This is a genomic window from Rhodococcus sp. ARC_M5 (assembly GCF_022810405.1).
In the GTDB taxonomy this organism is placed as follows: domain Bacteria; phylum Actinomycetota; class Actinomycetes; order Mycobacteriales; family Mycobacteriaceae; genus Rhodococcoides; species Rhodococcoides navarretei.
In genome coordinates this window covers 1-18,916 of record NZ_JALGQE010000018.1, presented here as the reverse complement: position 1 = coordinate 18,916, position 18,916 = coordinate 1, and the positions used below count along the sequence as shown (strand labels likewise).

Below are 18,916 nucleotides of genomic sequence, written 5' to 3'. Positions count from 1 at the left end.
GGCTCACCCCTCGCGAGTGATGGCCGCCAGTACCGCAGTCAACACTCGAACAGCACCGTCTTTGTCCAGTGGATCGTTGCCGTTTCCGCACTTGGGTGATTGCACACAGGACGGGCAGCCGGTCTGGCATTCGCACGAGACGATGGCGTCTTTCGTGGCCGTGAGCCAATCGGCGATGGCCACGTGACCGCGATCGGCGAATCCCGCTCCGCCGTCGTATCCGTCGTAGACGAAGACCGTGGGCAGGCCCGTATCGGGATGCAAGGCCGTCGAGACTCCGCCGATGTCCCAGCGATCGCAGGTCGCCACCAGAGGGAGCAATCCGATGGCAGCGTGTTCTGCCGCGTGCAGCGATCCGGGGAACCGTTCGTACGGAACACCGCTGTGCTCCAACAACTCCGGTGTGATCGTGTACATGACGGCTCGGGTGTCGAGGGTCTGTGCAGGCATGTCGAGTTCGATCGAATCGAGTACCTCGCCGGAGAGGAGGCGTCGCAGATATCCGACGACCTGATGGGTGACGTTCACCTGCACCAGCGCGACGCGTACCTCGCCGTAGTCGATGGATTCGTGCACCGCGGTGATCGAGATGTCGGTGACCTCGCGGGCCGAGGTGTTCCACTCGGGCTGCTCCGCGTGGACCAGCGCGAGACCGGCATCGAGATCGAGTTCGTCGACGACGAACGACTCACCCTGGTGGATGTGGACGGCACCCGGGTGGGCGGTGGCAGGAGCTCGACCCCCGTCGACGGTGCCCAGCATGCGGCCCGACTCGCCGTCGACGATGGCCACCTGCACACCGGTGCCGCCGCGAATGTTCACCGCACCGTGCGGTGAGAGTTGCTGGCCCTCGGGCGTGATGAACCAGCCGTGCGGACGCTTGCGCACGTAGCCCTTCAGCTCGAGCTCTTCGAGTACCGATCCCGCGCTCAAACCCTCGGCCTCGGCCAGCGTGATCGGCAGTTCGACTGCAGCGCAGAGCAATTGCGGAGCCAGGATGTACGGGTTGGTGGGGTCGGTGACGGTGGCCTCGACGGCCTTGTCCAACAGTGCCGCCGGGTGATGCACCAGATACGTATCGAGCGGATCGTCGCGCGCCACGAGCACCAGCAGGGAGCCCTCCCCGCGTCGTCCGGCCCGGCCGCCCTGCTGCCAGAACGACGCGACGGTACCGGGGAAACCCGCCACGATCACGGCGTCCAAACCGGCGATGTCGACACCCAGTTCGAGCGCATTGGTGGTGGCGACGCCGAGTAGGGTGCCGTCGGACAGATCGGATTCGAGCTTGCGTCGGTCCTCGGCCAAATACCCTGCGCGATAGGCGGCGACGCGTCGTACCAATTGCGGATCGACGTCGGCGAGAATTCTCTGGGTTCCCAGCGCGGTCACCTCCGCGCCGCGCCTGGACCGCACGAATGCCAGAGTTCGGGCACCCTCCACCAGTAGGTCGGCCATGATGCGCGACGCTTCCGCACCGGCGGACTTCCTTACCGGAGCGCCGTTTTCGCCGGTGATCTCCTTGAGCAGCGGTGGTTCCCACAGGGCGACGGTGCGCGCCCCGTGCGGGGACCCGTCCTCGGTGATCTCCTCGCAGGGCGCTCCGATGAGGCGACTGGCTGCTCGCCCCGGTTCGGACGTCGTCGCACTGGCGAGCACGAACACCGGGGATGCTCCGTACCGTGCGCACAGACGTCGCAACCGACGCAGCACCAAGGCCACGTTGGATCCGAAAACGCCACGGTAGTAATGGCATTCGTCCACCACGACGTATCGGAGATTGCGGAGGAAGCGCGACCACCGCTCGTGCGAGCCGAGGATGCCGAGATGCAGCATGTCGGGATTGGTGAAGATCCACCGCGCATTGGCGCGGGCCCACTGACGTATTTCGATCGGGGTGTCGCCGTCGTACGCGCTGGGGAACACCTCGGCGAGTTCGTCTGACACCGAACGTAACTCGTCGGTGATCGAGATCGTGGTGCGTAGCTGATCGGCACCGAGGGCCTTGGTGGGGGCCAGATACAGTGCGGTTGCCCGGGCATCGGTGGACAGTGTCGTCAGAATCGGCAGTTGATACGCCAGCGATTTACCCGAAGCGGTGCTCGTCGAGAGCACCACATGATTGCCTTCGGCCGCGAGTGTTGCCGCCTGTGCCTGATGCGTCCACGGTTGTGAGATCCCACGAGAGGTGATCACCTGCACCACTTCCGGGCCCACCCACGACGGCCAGGAGGCGAACTGCGAGGCCCGTGCCGGCAGTTCGGCGACGTGGGTCAACGGGCTTTCGCTCGCGGGCGATCCAGCCAACACTCGATCGAGCAACCGCTGCCCGTAACTCCCGACATCCGCACTGCCGTGCGGATGTGTCTCGCTCACTGCCGGTCTCCATGCATTCGTTCGATCTACAAGTGCCGTCGGGCTCTTCGCGACCTGGGATCCTTATGCTAGCGCGGACCCTGCTTGGTTCGTTCGTGCCCTGGTGGCAGCGGCTGTTCGCCCGTCGGACGTTGTCCGTTTCGACAACACGGACAAATTGTTCGAAAAGGGTCGACTTTCGACTGTTGCGAACGCTGAACTCATGGTTCACTTGTCCCGGTCGCAGCTTCTGTGTTCGTTCTACGCTCGCAGGATCTATCGTTGCGGGCGCGGTACTGGAAGAGCTCGTCCGTCAGGGGGAATCCTGAGGGGGATTCGTAGAAAGTGCAGCGGTCGGAACCGGCCCGATGGACCGAAAGTGCGCTCCATCGAATCCGGTGTTAGAAAGAGAAGGAAAAGCATGGCTCAGGGAACTGTGAAGTGGTTCAACGCCGAAAAGGGCTTTGGATTCATCGCACCAGAAGACGGCTCCGCTGACGTCTTCGTCCATTACTCCGAGATTCAGGGCAGCGGCTTCCGCACCCTCGAGGAGAACCAGCGCGTCGAGTTCGAGGTCGGTCAGGGCACCAAGGGTCCTCAGGCAACGGGCGTTCGCGCAGTCTGATTCTCTTCTTTTCGGAGTCGAGAACCGTCATCCCCCTTTCCCCTCGGTCTTACAGGACCGATGGGAAAGGGGGATGTTTCGTTTCCGCGAACCACCGGGGTGTGCCGAAAGCCGTGAGCGCGGGCGTCGATGTCCTAATGTCCATGCTGTGAACCAGCTGTCGTTCTTCTCCGCCGAGTCGTTGCCGCCCGCGGTGACCGATCTCAGTGGGCTGCTGGCTGCCACCGGCCATGTCGTCACCTCCGCGGGATCGGCCCGAATTTCCGTCGTGGTCGACGCACAATGGCGCGCGGATGCCATCGCCGAACTCATCGAGCAATGCGGTCTGACGCCGGAGCTCGGTCGATCGGAAGAGGACAGGCCACTGGTGCGTACGGCGTCGGTGCCCGAACTGTCCGCATTGGCGTCTCTGTGGACCAAGGGCGCGGTCAAGGCCGTCCCGCCCGGGTGGGTACCGGGTTCGCGCGAACTGCGCGCCTGGGTGCTCGCGTCGGGTCGCCCCGAGGCGGAGGGCGAACGCTACGTGTTGGGCCTCGATCCGCACGCGCCGGAGACTCACTCCGTCCTCGCTCAGTCGTTGATGCGCGCGGGCATTGCTCCGACGCTCATCGGCACTCGCGGCTCCAATCCGGGCCTGCGAATCACCGGTCGACGGCGGCTGTTGCGCCTCACCGAGAACGTCGGGGAGGCTCCACAGAACGTGGACGCGCGTACCAATTGGCCCCACGCCGAGTAGGACGATCTATGACTGATCTGCGAGTATTTGGCCGACGTATGTCAGTCTGTTAGTAGTGGGACAGGCAAATCTGCCTGTGAAAACGCACTAGGGAAGGTTCGGCAGCAAGGTGGCAGCACGTAACAACGGCACGGGGGACAGCTCCGCCGAGCCACGTCGTCTGGTCATCGTCGAGTCTCCGACCAAGGCAAAGAAGATCGCCCCGTACCTCGGGAGCAACTACGTCGTCGAGGCCTCCGTCGGCCATATTCGCGACCTTCCCCGCGGTGCCGCGGACGTCCCCGCCAAGTACAAGGGTGAGCCCTGGGCGCGTCTCGGCGTGGACGTCGACCACGATTTCGAGGCCCTCTACGTCGTCTCGCCCGAGAAGAAGAGCAAGGTCGCAGAGCTCAAGAGCCTGCTCAAGGACGCCGACGAGCTCTTTCTCGCCACTGACCCCGACCGCGAGGGTGAGGCCATCGCCTGGCATCTCCTCGAGACCCTGAACCCCAAGATCCCTGTTCGACGCATGGTGTTCCACGAGATCACCAAGCCGGCCATCCTCGCTGCTGCGGCCGACACCCGCGACCTGGACCAAGACCTCGTCGATGCCCAGGAGACCCGTCGTATCCTCGACCGTCTCTACGGCTACGAGGTCAGCCCGGTGCTGTGGAAGAAGGTCATGCCGAAGCTCTCGGCAGGCCGAGTGCAGTCGGTCGCCACGCGCATCGTCGTCCAGCGTGAACGCGAGCGGATGGCGTTCCGGAGTGCCGAGTACTGGGACATCTCCGCCACGCTCGACGCCGGAGCCGACGCCACGCCGCGCAGTTTCGGTGCCCGTCTGGTCAATGTCGACGGCAATCGCGTCGCCGCCGGCCGCGACTTCGGGGCCGACGGCAAGCTCAAGTCCGACGCGGTGACCGTCCTCGACGAACCCCGTGCTCGACGCCTCGCCGAGGCTCTCGAAGGCGTCGATCTGACGGTCGCGTCCGCCGAGGACAAGCCCTACACGCGTAAGCCGTACCCGCCGTTCATGACGTCGACGCTGCAGCAGGAAGCCGCCCGCAAGTTGCGCTTCAGCTCCGAGCGCACCATGCGTGTTGCGCAGCGACTGTACGAGAACGGCTACATCACGTACATGCGTACCGACTCGACGACGCTGTCCGCGTCGGCGATCTCGGCGGCACGCACCCAGGCGACCGAGCTCTACGGACCGGAGTACGTCCATCCGTCGCCGCGTCAGTACACCCGCAAGGTCAAGAACGCGCAGGAGGCCCACGAGGCGATCCGCCCGTCCGGTGACGTCTTCCAGACGCCCGGTCAGTTGCACTCGGCTCTGCAGACCGACGAATTCCGGCTCTACGAGCTGATCTGGCAGCGCACGGTCGCGTCGCAGATGGCCGACGTTCGCGGCACCACGCTGACACTGCGCATCACCGGAACGGCAGGAACCGGTGAGGAGTGCACCTTCTCCGCGTCGGGTCGCACCATCACGTTCGCCGGCTTCCTCAAGGCGTACGTGGAAAGCGTCGACGATCAGGCCGGCGGACAGTCCGACGACGCCGAATCTCGTTTGCCCGCACTGGTTCAGGGCCAGGCCGTCACCGCAACTCAGCTCGATCCCGACGGTCACACCACCAACCCGCCCGCACGATTCACCGAGGCGTCGCTCATCAAGACGCTCGAGGAACTGGGAATCGGTCGGCCGTCGACGTATTCGTCGATCATCAAGACCATCCTCGACCGCGGGTACGTCTACAAGCGCGGCAGCGCACTGGTGCCGTCGTGGGTGGCGTTCTCGGTGGTTGCGTTGTTGGAGGCGCACTTCGGGCGTCTGGTGGACTTCGACTTCACCGCAGGCATGGAGGACGACCTCGACGCCATCGCGGGAGGCCGTGAGCGACGCGGCAATTGGTTGCAGAGCTTCTACTTCGGCGGCGAGACCGGTGCCGAAGGTTCGGTGGCCCGCTCCGGTGGCCTGAAGAAGATGGTCGGCCAGAATCTCGAAGAGATCGATGCGCGCACCATCAACTCCATCCGCTTGTTCGACGACTCCGAGGGTCGCGAAATCCATGTGCGCGTAGGCCGTTACGGTCCGTACCTCGAGCGCATGGTGAAGAACGACGACGATCCCGACGGCGATCCGATCAGCCAGCGTGCCAACCTGCCCGACGATCTCCCGCCGGACGAGTTGACGATCGACTTCGCCGAAAAGCTCTTCGCCACACCGCAAGAGGGACGCAAGCTCGGTGTCGACCCGTTGACCGGTCACGACATCGTGGCCAAGGAAGGCCGTTTCGGGCCGTACGTCACCGAGATCCTGCCCGAGCCGGAACCCGAACCCACACCTCCCGAGCCCGACATCGTCCCGGTGCCGTCCGGTAACGACGGTAACGACGGTGACGGCGGCGGTGGCGTCAAGACTGCGGTGAAGAAGGCCGCGGCCAAGAAGGCTCCGGCCAAGAAGGCGACCGGCCCCAAGCCGCGCACCGGTTCTCTGCTCAAGTCCATGGACCTGGCGACCATCACGCTAGAGGATGCGCTCAAGCTGCTCTCGCTGCCGCGCGTCGTCGGAGTCGATCCGGAGTCCAAGGAAGAGATTCTCGCGCAGAACGGTCGCTACGGCCCGTACCTGAAGAAGGGCACCGATTCTCGCTCGCTCGCCGACGAGGATCAGATGTTCACCGTCACGCTGGAAGAGGCGCTCAAGATCTACGCCGAGCCCAAGCGTCGGGGTCGTCAGGGTGAGGCCAAGCCGCCGCTGCGTGAGCTGGGCGTCGACCCGGTCAGTGAGAAGCCGATGGTGATCAAGGACGGTCGCTTCGGGCCGTACGTCACCGACGGTGAGACCAACGCGAGTCTGCGCAAGGACGATGAGGTCGAGTCGATCACCGACGATCGTGCGTCGGAGTTGTTGGCGGACAGGCGTGCTCGTGGACCGGTGAAGAAGAAGGCTCCGGCCAAGAAGCCTGCTGCGAAGAAGGCTCCGGCGAAGAAGGCCGCAGCGAAGAAGGCTCCGGCCAAGAAAGCCGCGGCCAAGAAGACCGCTACCAAGACCACTGCTGCGAAGAAGGCTCCGGCCAAGAAGGGCCCGGCGAAGAAGACCGACAGCGAATAGCCGGTCGAGCTCGAAGTTGTGGACGTTTGTCGTGCCGAACGCGTCCGTAACTTCGAGTTCGCGGGTTCGGGTTGTCGGCCCCAACCACTAGGGTTGCGTGCATGGCGGGTGTGTTCGATCGATTGGTCGGTCAAGAGGATGTCGAGGCCGATCTGACGGCCGCAGCGGTGGCTGCTCGCACCGGCGTCGACTCGTCGGCGATGACGCATTCGTGGCTGTTCACCGGCCCGCCCGGGTCCGGTCGTTCCATCGCCGCCCTGTGTTTCGCGGCAGCACTGCAGTGCACCACCGAGGGCGTTCCGGGGTGCGGGCACTGCCAGGCCTGCTCGACGACCATGGCCGGTACCCACGGGGATGTGCGGCGCGTCGTGCCCGAGGGATTGAGCATCAGCACCAAGGAGATGCGCGACATCGTCTCCATCGCCTCGCGTCGACCCAGCACCGGGTTGTGGCAGGTGGTCGTGGTCGAGGACGCCGACCGGCTCACCGAAGGTGCCGGAAACGTACTGCTCAAGGTCGTCGAGGAGCCGCCCGCGCGGACGGTATTCCTGTTGTGCGCGCCGTCGGTCGATCCGCAGGACATCTCGGTGACGCTGCGCTCGCGATGCCGTCACGTCTCGCTGGTGACGCCCACGGTGCCGGCGATCGCGCAGGTGCTGCAGACCCGCGACAAGCTCGACGCCGAAACGGCCGAGTGGGCCGCGTCGATCAGCGGTGGCCACGTGGGCAGGGCGCGTCGACTCGCCACCGACGAGGACGCGCGGGCGCGGCGTAAACGGGCACTGGCGCTGGCGTCGGCTGCGGCCCGCCCCAACCAGGCGTACCTCGCGGCGGAGGAGCTGGTGAAGGCCGCCGAAGACGAGGCCAAGGAGATGAGTGCCTCCCGCGACGAGGCCGAAACCGAGGAACTGCGGACGGCTCTGGGCGCAGGCGGTACCGGCAAGGGTGCGGCGGGCGCGCTGCGCGGCTCCGCCGGGGTGCTCAAGGATCTCGAGAAGCGGCAGAAGTCGCGCGCCACCAGAACCGGTCGCGATTCACTCGATCGCGCGCTGATGGATCTGGTGGGCCTGTATCGAGATGCCCTTGCGCGCTCGTACGGATCAACCGCGACCGCCACTCACCCCGACATGGCCGAGCAAGTCGAGCGCATGGCAAAAGCGGTGCCGCCCGAGGCGCTGCTGAAGAGTATCGAGGCGATCCTCGAATGCCGAGAGTCGTTGGCGGTCAACGCAAAGCCGAAGTTTGCGATCTATGCGATGGTGGCGACGCTCGGGGATGTCCTGCGCTAGGAGCAGGCCTGCATCGAGGCTCGGGGGAGGGCGATTTTAGTTTCGACGGGCTCCTCCGTTAGACTCACCAACGCCGAAAGGCACGCCGCCTTAGCTCAGTCGGTAGAGCATTTCACTCGTAATGAAAAGGTCAAGAGTTCGATTCTCTTAGGCGGCTCCACCAGCAGGCCCCTGACATGCAACAGTGTGTCAGGGGCCTTTTCGGTAGCGCGAGCCAGCGCCGAATCGACCTGTTCGCCCCGTCGATCCTGCAAGATCGGTTCATGCGAACTGACGAGGTGCACAGCGCTCGTGACCTGATGACAGCCATCGTCACCATCGGCAACGGGGGCTACGACACACTCGTCGTGTCCGAGGTGCCCACGCCAGTGCCGGGTCCGGGTGAGGTGCTCGTGCGAGTTCTGGCGGCAGGGATGAACAACACCGAAATCAACACGCGCGTGGGCTGGTACTCCGACGGCGGGTGGAACGATGCGACGCCCTTTCCGCTGATTCAGGGCACAGACTGCTGCGGGGTCGTGTGCGCGGGTGCCGGGACCGAGGAATCCATCGTCGGTCGCCGGGTCCTGGTTCGATCGTGCATGCGTGTCGACGGATTCTCGTCGGGCGAGACGCGCTGGCTGGGTTCGGATATGGACGGCGCGTTCGCCCAGTTCGTCGTCGTTCCGGCGAGCGAGGTCTTCGTGGTCGATTGTGATTGGACCGACGCCGAGCTGGCGACCATTCCGTGTGCCTACGGCACGGCGGAGAACATGATCGCTCGCGCGGGAGTGCGCCCAGGGTCTACGGTGCTTATCACCGGTGCCTCGGGCGGAGTCGGTTCTGCTGCAGTGCAACTCGCCGCCCGACGCGGCGCGCGCGTGATCGGCGTCGCGAGCCGCGCCAAGCACGACCAACTCCGCGAACTCGGCGTCGACGAGGTCTACGGGCGCGACGCAGATCTGGTGGGCACCCTCGGCACGCGCAGCGTCGATGTGGTGATCGACAATGTCGCGGGCGACGGTTTCGGTCCTCTGCTCGACCTTCTCGTTCGTGGGGGAACGTACGTGTCCTCGGGTGCGATCGCAGGACCCCTCGTCGCCTTGGATCTACGGACGATGTACCTGAACGATCTGACACTCCTCGGCTGCACAGCGTGGGACGAGGACGTGTTTCCGAACCTCGTGTCCTACATCGAAGCCGGTGAGATTCGTCCGTTGCTGGCCGAGTCGTTTCCGCTCGAGCAGATCGCGGCGGCGCAGCAACGCTTCCTGGAGAAGGACCACGTCGGAAAGTTCGTGCTCGTTCCTCCCGTGGTTCTCGATCAGGCGTGATCTCCAGGCACACTGGATGGAGTGTTCGCCTCCCTCGCCCCGGCTCGCCGTCGTCTCGTGTTCGCTGTACTCGCTCTCCTCCTGGTCGGAATCGTCGCGGCAGTGGCTGCTTTCGTCGTCATGCGCCCCACGAGCGACCCCGTCGCGAGCGTCGACCAGTCCGTTCCCGGCCCGGTGTTGCTGGTCCCCGGGTTCGGCGGTTCCACCGAGTCGCTGGACGTGCTCGCGGCGGACCTACGGGATGACGGCCGCGATGCGACCGTCGTAGCCCTGCCCGACGGCGGCGTCGGCGACCTGACCGTGCAGGCGGGCACCCTGCGCGACGCCGTCGACGCGGCTCTGACTCGGACGGGAGCGACCTCGGTCGACGTCGTCGGCTATTCCGCCGGCGGGGTGGTCGCCCGGATCTGGGCTGCCGATCTGGGCGGTTCCGAGCAGGCCCGACGCATCGTGACCCTCGGCTCCCCGCACCACGGCACCCAGGTGGCGGCTCTGGCGGCCCAGTTCGTGCCCGACCAGTGCGCGGCCGCTTGCCAACAACTCGCCCCGGACAGCCCCGTACTCACCGCCCTGAACTCCGGCGACGAGACGCCCGAGGGCCCGCAGTGGGTGTCGATCTGGACCGAACTGGATCAGGTGGTGACCCCGCCGAACTCGGCTCGACTCGACGGCGCGATCGACATCCCCGTTCAGAGCGTGTGTGCGGACTCCACCGTCGACCACGGAAATCTGCCCCGCGATCCTCTCGTCGGCGCGATGGTCTCGGCCCAGTTGGACGGCGACTCCACCGTCGAGCTCGGCACAGCCGACTGCAGCCGTCTCAGCTCGTGATGTCCTTGGTCGTGAAGTTCGCCCACGCCGCTCCCAGGAGGACCACGACGTAGACGCCCTGTAGACCGACGCCGCGCATCAGGTCCCGCGTCGGCACCGGGTCGCGGAAGAGATCGACGAAGGCCAGCCAGTACCGCGTCGGAAGATACGGCGCGATGGCGTCGGCGGCGTCCAGCGTCAGCAGCAGCGAGCTGGCGATGAGGAACGCCAATGCGCCCAGCGTCGCGGCGAGCGGAGAGTCGGTCAAGGTCGACAGAAACAGGCCCATGGCGGCGACTCCGAGCATGGACAGCGTCACGTAGAGCACGGCGATGACGGTGCGCGCGGCGACCTGCTGATCGGTCAGCACCGTGCCGGACACGCTGGAGACGCCTGCCAACGTCGTGGTGTCGAACAGCGTCGTGCCGACGAAGTATGCGACAGCGGCAACGATGACCACGGCCAGCAGCACGAAGGCGGCCACCGAGATCAGCTTCGCCACCAGCAGCTTCGTCCGTCCCACCGGGCGGGCGAGCAGGTAGCGCAGGGTGCCGGCCTGGGCCTCCCCGGCGACGGCGTCGCCCGCGATGACCGACACCGCTACGGGCAGAAAGAGTGGCAGCACGATCGCGAGCGCGGCGAGCGGGAAGAGCTGGCCGTTGGTGAGTACCGCAGAGAGGAAGGCTGGGCCTTCGCCGGGCCGCGGACCGACATCGGTGAGGGCCAGCAGGCCCGCGACGATGGTGGGCAGCAGATTGAGCAGGAGTATGACGACCCACGTGCGGGGGCGGCTCAGCATCGCGCGCAGCTCGACGCCGATCATGCGGTCACCTCCGTCCGGGTGGAGCGGACGGGACCGTCGACTCGGTCGGCGCTGGTGCCGGTGGCGGCCAGCACGGACTGCTCCAGACTCATCTGCTGCGTCGTCAGCTCACTCACCCGCACCCCGCCTTCGACGAGTAGTCGATTGAGCAGGGCAGCATCCGGGTGTTCGATCACGAGCTGCTGCCCTTCACGGTGCATCACGGTGGCGTTCTGGACTCCGGAGAGCACCGTCACCGCGTCGGCCGGGTCGGGGGTGCGCACGAGCACCCGCCCGGTGGGCTGCTGGAACGCGGAGAGCTGATCCTGCAGAACGAGGCGACCCCGATCGAGCACTCCCACTCGGTCGCACAGTTGCTCCACCTCGGCCAGCAGGTGGCTGGAGAGGAACACCGTGGTGCCCTTTGCATGCAGGCCCAGGAGCAACTCTCGAATCTCCAGAATTCCCTGTGGATCGAGACCGTTGGTCGGCTCGTCGAGGATCAGTAGCTCGGGCGTGCGCATCAGTGCCGCCGCCAAGCCGAGGCGCTGTCGCATGCCGAGCGAGTACTGCTTGACCGGTCTGCGTCCCACCCCGCCGAGCCCCACCTGTTCGAGGGCCTCGCCGACGCGGGCGGTCCGGCTGCGACGGGAACCACCCGGCCCGGCCGCGTCGAGCAGGGTGAGGTTCCGGCGTCCGGAGAGGTTGGGGTAGGCGGCGGGGTTTTCGATCAGCGCGCCGACCCGGGGCAGTACGCTCCTGCGTCGCCGCGGCATCTCCTCGCCGAGTACCTGCATCTGCCCGGAGGTGGCCAGGACCAGCCCGAGCAGCATGCGCACGGTCGTCGTCTTGCCGGAGCCGTTGGCGCCGACGAAGCCGTAGATGTCGCCGGCACGCACGTCCAGGTCGACGCCGTCGACGGCCCGCACCGATCCGTAGCTCTTGGTCAGACCGGTCGTGCGGATCATGTGGCTGCTCCTTCGAGCTGCTGGGCGGCGGTGGCCAGGGTTTCCGCGGTGACGGTGCCGGAGAGCAGGTAGCGACGCCGGTCGGCGGTGGGCTCGGTGATCAGGACGTTGAGCGGGCCGATCGACAGTGCGACGCTGCCGCCGGCGACGATTGCGCCCGGGGCAGCCCGCAGTTGCTCGACGAGCCCGCGCGCGGCGCGGCGCGGCAGCGGAGCGGCGATCAACTCCGTCACACCGCGGCCGTATATTCCCACCGCAGCCTGGCCGCCGCGGTCCCTCAGACCGAGTCCGGACAGAGTCGACGGAAGACGGGCGGAGTCGATCCGGTCGGCGAACGAGGCGACGTCGAGACCGTCCTGCTGCTGCACATCGGTACCCGGCGGCGGGACGAAACGGACGGTAGCGGCGTCGGGGGTGGCGGAGGAGAAGTCGAGGAACGCGGTGCTGACGATTGGGCGAGCGGCCCCGTCGCCCAGCACGTCGACCTGCAGCGGCAGCCCAGTCTCCGGGTCGGCCCACACGTCGACCTCGGTGATGGTGCTCTGCGGCTCGCCGGGGATCAGCCGGAGACCGGGGGCGTCCAGGCCGGCAATCCGACGAGTCGGCAGCCGGGTGACCTCATCGGCGGTCGCCTCGCTGAGCAACCGCTGCCCGAGCTCCGGGGGCAGCAGGTCGGCTTGGCGAGGCAGGCGCAGACTCGGCTCGGGGACCGGGGTCACCACGGCCGTGTTCTGTTCGTAGTCCCAACTCCACAGTCGCGCCGGGCTCCGGTACAGACCGCGCTCTCCGGCGAGGCGCACGGTGTCGATGCGCCAGCTGTCCGGGCTTCGATACCAGGCGCGCAGGGTCGTGGTGTCGCCCAGCAGATCCGGTAGGCCGCCGAGTCCGTCGGTGACCGGCAGTGTGACGCCACCGACCGCTTGGGCGTAACCCGAATACGGGGTCGCGGTGGAGGACTGGACGCGAGAGAGCAGTTCGGCCGCACCGATGTCCGACGCGCCGACGGGCAGGCGCTCGACCACCGAGGGCGTGGCGACGAGCACGGCGACGCCGAGCATCACCGCCAGCCACCGCCACTTCTTGTGCACCTCTTCGACCGTACGGACGTACCCGTTGTGCTGCATGTGGGCGGTACAAAGCCCGCGGCTAGCCGACGAGCACGAACTCCACGAAACCGTAACTCACACCGTTGATCTGGAGTTCGATCGAGTGCGGGCCGGGGTAGTACTTCCGCGTGGTCAACGTCCGAAACGAGTGTTGCCGCGCAACGTCGATGGTCTCACCGGGCGCGATCGTTCTCGTCGTCAGCTTGAACGTCTTGCCTGTCATCCCGCCGTTGGCTTTTGTGTGGTGAACGATGTAGTCGATCGCGACCTTGGCCGGCTCGGTGCCGACGTTGCGGATCGAGGCTTCGAAGTGCACGCTGTCGCCGATCCGTAGCTCCGCAACGTCGAGGGTGGGGCCGTCCACGTCCAAGTCGGCCGGATAGAACCCGAGTAGCGCAAGTGCGTCACGGTGTCCGTTCTTGATCACCGTCCGAAGCGCATGTCGCACAAGCCGGTCGGTGTTCGCGTCCGGCGCGTCGAGCCACCGCTCAGCGGATCGGACGACCAGATCCGGAACGTCTCGGCTGAAGTCGTTGAGGTGGTTGGCGACAGAACGCCGAACGTAGTCACTGTCGTCCCGGTAGAGCTCATCCAGGATCGGCACCGTGACGCCCGGCCGCGCAAGAATCGCAGGGACGCGCACCGACCACGGCAGGTATGGGCGGGTACCTTCCGACGCCAGACGGCGCACGTGCTCGTCCGATGACTGCGTCCATTCGAGCGCGATCTCGAGCGCCCGATCCGCATCGGCTCGCAGAAAAGTGCGGATGGCGAACTCGGAGGTGAGTCGACCGGTGAGTTCGCCCAGCAGCGACATTCCGTCGTCGAACGCGGCGGATGTCTGCTCGTCCACGGCCTTCGATGCCACGGCGCTCGTGACCGGCCAGATCGACCAGCCCTGCAGATCCGGATCCTCGGCGGCCCGTCGGATGGTGCGAGCGAACTCCGCGTAGTCGCCGGGTAATCCCGCGAGAAGGGCATCGCGCAGTAGATCGGCGCGGGCCCGCAGCGCGAGCGGTCCCAACTGATCGACCGCTTCTTCGAGTACGGACAGATCTGCGCTCGGTGCTGCGGTCCGGATGGTTCGCAACAGCGTGCGGGCTGCATCCGGGCCGATGAGTTCGTCGGCGAAAGGCATGAGTGCTTCTTACCCGACGCGCTGCGCGCCGAGTAGGTCGATTGCCCGAATAGCGGCGCGTCGACCCTCGGCAGATGCCCGCAGCGGGGTCGCGAAAGGTTCGGTTCGGCAAAAACCGTCACATGGGTCGTTTGTATCCGATATACATACTCTCGGTCGCGGGGCTCAATCCCCGCGTCGTGGTATCCCCCTCGGCGTACGGAGAAATTTCATGGACATCTCTTCCTTCATTTCCAGCCTGCTCTCGACCGGCAGCAGCACTGGCAGCACGATCTCCGATATCCCGATCCTGCAGCTTCTCTCGTCCGGTTCCGCTTCCTGAGCGACCCCCGTATAGCAGGCCTCGTCGACGCGTCGACGAGGCCTGCTTTCGTGGATCAGCTCGGTGATTTCTTGCTTGTGCTTAGTTCTCGAACGTTTCGTCGGTGCGAGAAGGCCGGTGTGACCGACATCGACGTGCTTGCGACCGTCTGACCGGGTTACGAGGCGAGACCTACGCCCGCGCCAAGACGACGATGGCCGTGGGTGCGCCGCCGAGTGTGCTCGAACCTCAACCGATTCCGCCGAGCGCGGACTTGGCCCGCCGCTCGACAGCAGGTTGCGCAGGACGGTGAGATCACCAGGCCGACACCCTGCTGTCCCACTGTTGCAATGGCGACGGAAGGATTCGAATTGGGATAATCTTCGCAGATCATCAGTGCGCGGACACGCTGGTCGACTCCGGTTTTCGGTGGGGCGAGTATCTACTCCGATCCCGGTCGGCCCCGCGACGCACTGGGCTACAACCCTGGGGGGTCGCGTCATGCCCGTCTCGTGTACCGAGTGGAACCGCAGTGCGTGTCTACGATGTCGATTCGGTGAGGACGCGCTGTGAGTGGCTGGGTGTGGGTGGTGATCCTCAACGGGATCACCGCTACGGCGTACCTGGGGATAGTGCTGTTCATCGTCCGCGGACTGCTGCGGACCGGGCAGTTGCGGAACAACCGCCTGGCGGTGGCAACAGCGGCGATCTTTCTGACCTGCTCTGCGCACCACCTCATCCATGCAGTGCATCTGCTGTCGGGGTTCGACAGCCATGCATCGCATCTCGACTCCGGCGTGGGGATGCTCGACGCGATGCGGGAGACGATGGGCGACGGCCTCGACGTCGCGGTGACGGCGTCGACGGCTCTCGCCGGCGTGATCTACCTGGGGATGCGCCGCTTCTACGGCCCGTTGATCGGCTCGCCCTCCATGTTCGACGATGCCAGCGAGGCACGGTACCGACAATTGGCGGCGAACCTGCCGCACACCACGGTCTTCGTCGTGGATCCCGACTTGCGATTTGTGCTCGTCGAGGGGGCTGACCTGGTGGCGGAGGGCTACGACCCACATCGGATGGAGGGCCAACTGCTGCGTGACACCGTCTCGCCGGAGGCGTACGCCCGCCTCGAGCCTCATTATCGGTCGGCCCTCGCGGGTGAAGAGTCTTCTTTCGATACCGTCAGCCCCCAAACGGGCGCAATCTTTCAGGTCGAAGCAAGGCCGCTGCGCGATGCCTCGGGTCAGATCATCGGTGCGATGGTGCTCTCCGAGGACGTCACTGCCGAGCGCGAGTCCACCGCCGCATTGGAGCAGGCGCGCGCGTTTCGCGACGCGGTGTTGACCGCGTCGCCGGACATCACGACCATCACCGATGTGGACACCGGCCAGGTGACGTGGGCTTCTCGAAGCCTGCGGTCGCTGTTGGACGGGCAGCTCGGGGAGTGGGAAGTCGACGGACTTTCACCGAGGCACCGGCTCGGTCGCTCCGACGACCTCGACGACCCCGAGGATCATCTGGACGGTGCGGTGGCGGAGGACATCGGCGTCGTCCGAGCCGCGGACCGGCAGGCGGCGTCGCTGCCCGAGGGGGAAAGCATCACGATCCGCTATCGGGCGCGAGCTGCCGACGGTTCGTTGCGGTGGCTGTCGCGACGCACAACTCCGTTTCGACGGGAACCGTCTGGGGAGGTTGCGGAGGTGCTCTCGGTGGTGCGAGAGGTGACCGACGTCGTCGAGGCAGAGCTGGCGCTCGAGCGCGCAGCTCTGCAGGATCCGTTGACCGGGCTGCCCAATCGGATGCTGCTGCTGGACCGGATCGGCTCGGCGATCGAGCGCGGTGAGACCACCGGCGCTGCTGCAGCCGTGCTGTTCTGCGATCTGGACGGGTTCAAACGCGTCAACGACACCGGAGGTCATGCTGCCGGTGACGCAGTTCTCGTCGAGGTCGCTCGACGTCTGCGGTCGGTGCTGCGAGCCAACGACTCGATCGCCCGGGTCGGCGGCGACGAGTTCGTTCTCGTCGTCGATGCGCTGCCCGCCGAACGTGGTTCCGACAGGCTTGCGGGTGCCGGCTTGGCAGAGCGCGTAGCCGAGCGCATCCGAACGGTTCTCGCAGCTCCGATCGTGTACCAGGGCAGCCAGTATGTGGTGTCGGTCAGCGTGGGCATGGTGCTGGTTCGCAAGGGTGCCAGCGCGCAGGAAGTGCTGCGGGACGCGGACTCCGCCATGTACCGAGCCAAGCAGCTCGGTAAGGACCGGATCGAATTGTTCGACGACGCGCTGCGCGCGAACGCCCTCGAGCGTGCCTACATCGAACAGACCTTGCGGGGTGCCCTCGATCTCGAACACCGCGGTGGTGCGACACTGACCGTTGCCTATCAGCCGGTCTACGACCTCGGCAGCAGAGCGCTCACGAGCTTCGAGGCACTCGCGCGACTACGCGACGACGACGGCGCTGGAATCACACCGGACCGATTCATTCCCGTGGCCGAGGACACCGGACTCATCTCCGACCTCGGGGAGCGGGTGCTGGACGACGCGCTGGGCACTCTGGTGCGGTGGCGTGCGGCGAACCCGCCCGATTCGGAATCGGACATCCCCGTCACGATGGCCGTCAACCTCAGTGCCCGGCAGGCTCAACACATGGATATGGCCGCGGTGGTGGGCGCGGCTCTGGGGCGGCACCGAATGGCTCCGGCGGACCTCGTTCTCGAGCTCACCGAGTCGGTGCTGCTCGAGTCCGGGTCCTCGATGCTGCGTCAGCTCGGCGAACTGCGTGCCTTGGGTGTCGGCATCGCCATCGACGACTTCGGTACCGGATTCGCGAGCTTGCGGTACCTGGCCACGCTGCCGGTGAGCGCAGTGAAGATCGATCGATCGTTCACCGCCACGATGACCAGCGACGAGACGAGCAGCAGCATCGTCCGGGCGATCATCAATCTCTCCCGAGACCTGCATCTGGGATGCGTGGTCGAAGGGATCGAGACCCTCGCCCAACTCGACGCCCTGCCGAGTTCTGTTCAAGGGCAGGGTTATCTGTTGGGTAGACCGGACGAGATTCCGTCGAACAGCTGGGTCTCATAGCATCGGACGGGAAGGATTCACGACGGAAGGGCGTTGAGCATGGGTAATGGACGATGCTCTCTCTGCCCCCACTCGATTGTGGACGCCGTCGCGCGTCCTGATCACGCGATCCGCGTCCGAGCTTCCCCACACCGCGGAGATCGTTCGCCGGTGCGAAGCGGCGGGTGTGACCGACATCGACGTGCTGCCGGGCGACCGTCTGACCGGGTTACGCGGCGAGACCGAGCGAGAGACCTACGCGCGAGCCAAGACGACACTGGCTGTGGTGGTCGCACCACCGAGTGTGCTGAAACCGCAACCGATTCCGCCGAGCGCTGACTGGCGTATCGACCTGGCGAAAGGATGCCCTGCGCACTGCCAGTACTGCTATCTGGCGGGGTCATTGTCCGGGCCGCCCATCACCAGGGTGTTCGCCAACCTCGACGACGTCCTGGCCGGAATCGGTACCCATGCAGGCCGTGGCACCATTACCTCCGGCACCGAAGAGCGGGGCCACGAGGGAACCACGTTCGAGTTGTCTTGCTACACAGATCCATTGGGTATCGAACACGTGACCGGATCCCTCGCCGAGGCCGTGCGCAGAGTTGGGGCGGCGACTGTCGGTCAACGCCGATGACATCGCCCATCGATTCGAGGGTGGAACCGCGAGGATGCCTGCTCGGATCGAGGCGCTACGGCAGTTGGCGCTCGCCGGATATCGAATCGGGCTGACCATCGCTCCGATCATGCCCATTCCGGAGTGGCGCGAACAGTACGGGCGACTGCTCTCGAACGTCGCCGACGCGCTGCGCGGCGTTCCCGATCTGGACCTGACCGCCGAGATCATCACTCATCGGTTCACGCCGTCGAGCAAGGACGTGCTGTTGAGTTGGTACCCGGGCACGAAGCTCGAGATGGACGAAAGTGCCCGCGCAGCAAAGAGAAACAAGTTCGGCGGCGTGAAGTACGTATACCCGAAGGACACGATGTCGGAAATGCGGACGTGGTTTGTGAAAGAACTCGACTCCGTTCTACCCGAAGCGCAACTTCTGTACTGGACCTGACGAAGGCCGATCTCCCCCGCCGTGGGGTGAAGGTCGTTCTACGTCGCACTGTCGCGTAGTCGTCGTCGAAGAACCTGCACAGTTCGCGGCGAGTGGATCAGAGAGCGTCGAATCGATCTCGAGGATAGTGCCCCATGGGGTGGTGTAATTCGGATCGGTGAACCATCCGGTTCATGATCAACGAGTTGTGTTGTATGTTAGGCGCTTTCGAGCTGAGGTGTCAACGACTCAGCGGTCGTGTCGGTTGATA

The 18,916-nt window shown here is 65.8% G+C and carries 12 protein-coding genes, 1 tRNA gene and 1 pseudogene; 9 read left to right on the top strand and 5 right to left on the bottom strand.

Annotation, left to right across the window (positions count from 1 at the left end; genetic code table 11):
• Positions 1 to 3: 3 nt before the first annotated feature.
• Complete coding sequence (locus tag MTX34_RS21250; protein WP_243610725.1) at positions 4 to 2,373, bottom strand: DEAD/DEAH box helicase; 2,370 nt, start codon at positions 2,371 to 2,373, stop codon at positions 4 to 6.
• Positions 2,374 to 2,773: 400 nt separating this feature from the next.
• Between MTX34_RS21250 and MTX34_RS21245 the strand changes: the two genes are divergently transcribed.
• The 7 genes from MTX34_RS21245 (at position 2,774) to MTX34_RS21215 (ending at position 10,243) form a co-directional block, all read left to right on the top strand.
• Positions 2,774 to 2,977, top strand: coding sequence for a cold-shock protein (locus tag MTX34_RS21245; protein ID WP_005248460.1), 204 nt, complete (start codon positions 2,774 to 2,776; stop codon positions 2,975 to 2,977).
• Positions 2,978 to 3,125: 148 nt separating this feature from the next.
• Positions 3,126 to 3,713, top strand: a complete 588-nt coding sequence (locus tag MTX34_RS21240; RefSeq protein WP_243610724.1) for a hypothetical protein — start codon at positions 3,126 to 3,128, stop codon at positions 3,711 to 3,713.
• Between the two features lie 109 nt (positions 3,714 to 3,822).
• Positions 3,823 to 6,810, top strand: coding sequence for a type I DNA topoisomerase (topA, locus tag MTX34_RS21235; protein ID WP_243610723.1), 2,988 nt, complete (start codon positions 3,823 to 3,825; stop codon positions 6,808 to 6,810).
• A gap of 101 nt (positions 6,811 to 6,911) precedes the next feature.
• Complete coding sequence (locus tag MTX34_RS21230) at positions 6,912 to 8,099, top strand: DNA polymerase III subunit delta' (protein WP_032395240.1); 1,188 nt, start codon at positions 6,912 to 6,914, stop codon at positions 8,097 to 8,099.
• Positions 8,100 to 8,183: 84 nt separating this feature from the next.
• Positions 8,184 to 8,259: transfer RNA gene (locus tag MTX34_RS21225), tRNA-Thr, on the top strand.
• A gap of 103 nt (positions 8,260 to 8,362) precedes the next feature.
• Positions 8,363 to 9,412: a zinc-binding dehydrogenase gene (locus MTX34_RS21220; RefSeq protein ID WP_243610722.1), complete on the top strand. Its 1,050-nt coding sequence runs from the start codon at positions 8,363 to 8,365 to the stop codon at positions 9,410 to 9,412.
• 21 nt (positions 9,413 to 9,433) lie between these two features.
• Positions 9,434 to 10,243: a triacylglycerol lipase gene (locus MTX34_RS21215; RefSeq protein WP_243610721.1), complete on the top strand. Its 810-nt coding sequence runs from the start codon at positions 9,434 to 9,436 to the stop codon at positions 10,241 to 10,243.
• On the opposite strand, the gene MTX34_RS21210 is transcribed toward MTX34_RS21215, so the two are convergent.
• The 4 genes from MTX34_RS21210 to MTX34_RS21195 are packed head-to-tail and all read right to left on the bottom strand — an operon-like array spanning position 10,233 to position 14,236.
• A complete protein-coding gene (locus MTX34_RS21210) occupies positions 10,233 to 11,045 on the bottom strand; it encodes an ABC transporter permease (RefSeq protein ID WP_243596991.1) in 813 nt (270 codons plus the stop codon). The two genes, MTX34_RS21215 and MTX34_RS21210, sit on opposite strands and share 11 nt — an antisense overlap.
• Positions 11,042 to 11,992 (bottom strand): ABC transporter ATP-binding protein, encoded by a 951-nt coding sequence (locus tag MTX34_RS21205; RefSeq protein ID WP_243610720.1) that lies wholly within the window; start codon positions 11,990 to 11,992, stop codon positions 11,042 to 11,044. The genes MTX34_RS21210 and MTX34_RS21205 overlap by 4 nt, the downstream gene beginning before the upstream one ends.
• Positions 11,989 to 13,080, bottom strand: coding sequence for a hypothetical protein (locus MTX34_RS21200; protein WP_243610719.1), 1,092 nt, complete (start codon positions 13,078 to 13,080; stop codon positions 11,989 to 11,991). The genes MTX34_RS21205 and MTX34_RS21200 overlap by 4 nt, the downstream gene beginning before the upstream one ends.
• Positions 13,081 to 13,138: 58 nt before the next feature.
• Positions 13,139 to 14,236 carry a DNA alkylation repair protein gene (locus MTX34_RS21195; protein ID WP_243610718.1) on the bottom strand — a complete coding sequence of 366 codons (1,098 nt, stop codon included), beginning with the start codon at positions 14,234 to 14,236 and terminating at the stop codon, positions 13,139 to 13,141.
• Positions 14,237 to 15,106: 870 nt separating this feature from the next.
• Between MTX34_RS21195 and MTX34_RS21190 the strand changes: the two genes are divergently transcribed.
• The gene (locus MTX34_RS21190; protein WP_243610717.1) at positions 15,107 to 17,623 is read left to right on the top strand and encodes an EAL domain-containing protein; all 2,517 of its coding nucleotides are present in this window, start codon (positions 15,107 to 15,109) and stop codon (positions 17,621 to 17,623) included.
• Positions 17,624 to 17,669: 46 nt separating this feature from the next.
• A pseudogene (locus tag MTX34_RS26175) lies at positions 17,670 to 18,666 on the top strand (spore photoproduct lyase family protein).
• The last annotated feature ends 250 nt before the right edge of the window (positions 18,667 to 18,916 follow it).

Excerpts from the sequence above, each read along its gene's own strand:
- MTX34_RS21205 (WP_243610720.1), bottom strand. The coding sequence starts at position 11,992 with ATGATCCGCACGACCGGTCTGACCAAGAGCTACGGATCGGTGCGGGCC.
- MTX34_RS21210 (WP_243596991.1), bottom strand. The coding sequence starts at position 11,045 with ATGATCGGCGTCGAGCTGCGCGCGATGCTGAGCCGCCCCCGCACGTGG.
- MTX34_RS21195 (WP_243610718.1), bottom strand. The coding sequence starts at position 14,236 with ATGCCTTTCGCCGACGAACTCATCGGCCCGGATGCAGCCCGCACGCTG.
- MTX34_RS21220 (WP_243610722.1), top strand. The coding sequence starts at position 8,363 with ATGCGAACTGACGAGGTGCACAGCGCTCGTGACCTGATGACAGCCATC.
- MTX34_RS21230 (WP_032395240.1), top strand. The coding sequence starts at position 6,912 with ATGGCGGGTGTGTTCGATCGATTGGTCGGTCAAGAGGATGTCGAGGCC.
- MTX34_RS21245 (WP_005248460.1), top strand. The coding sequence starts at position 2,774 with ATGGCTCAGGGAACTGTGAAGTGGTTCAACGCCGAAAAGGGCTTTGGA.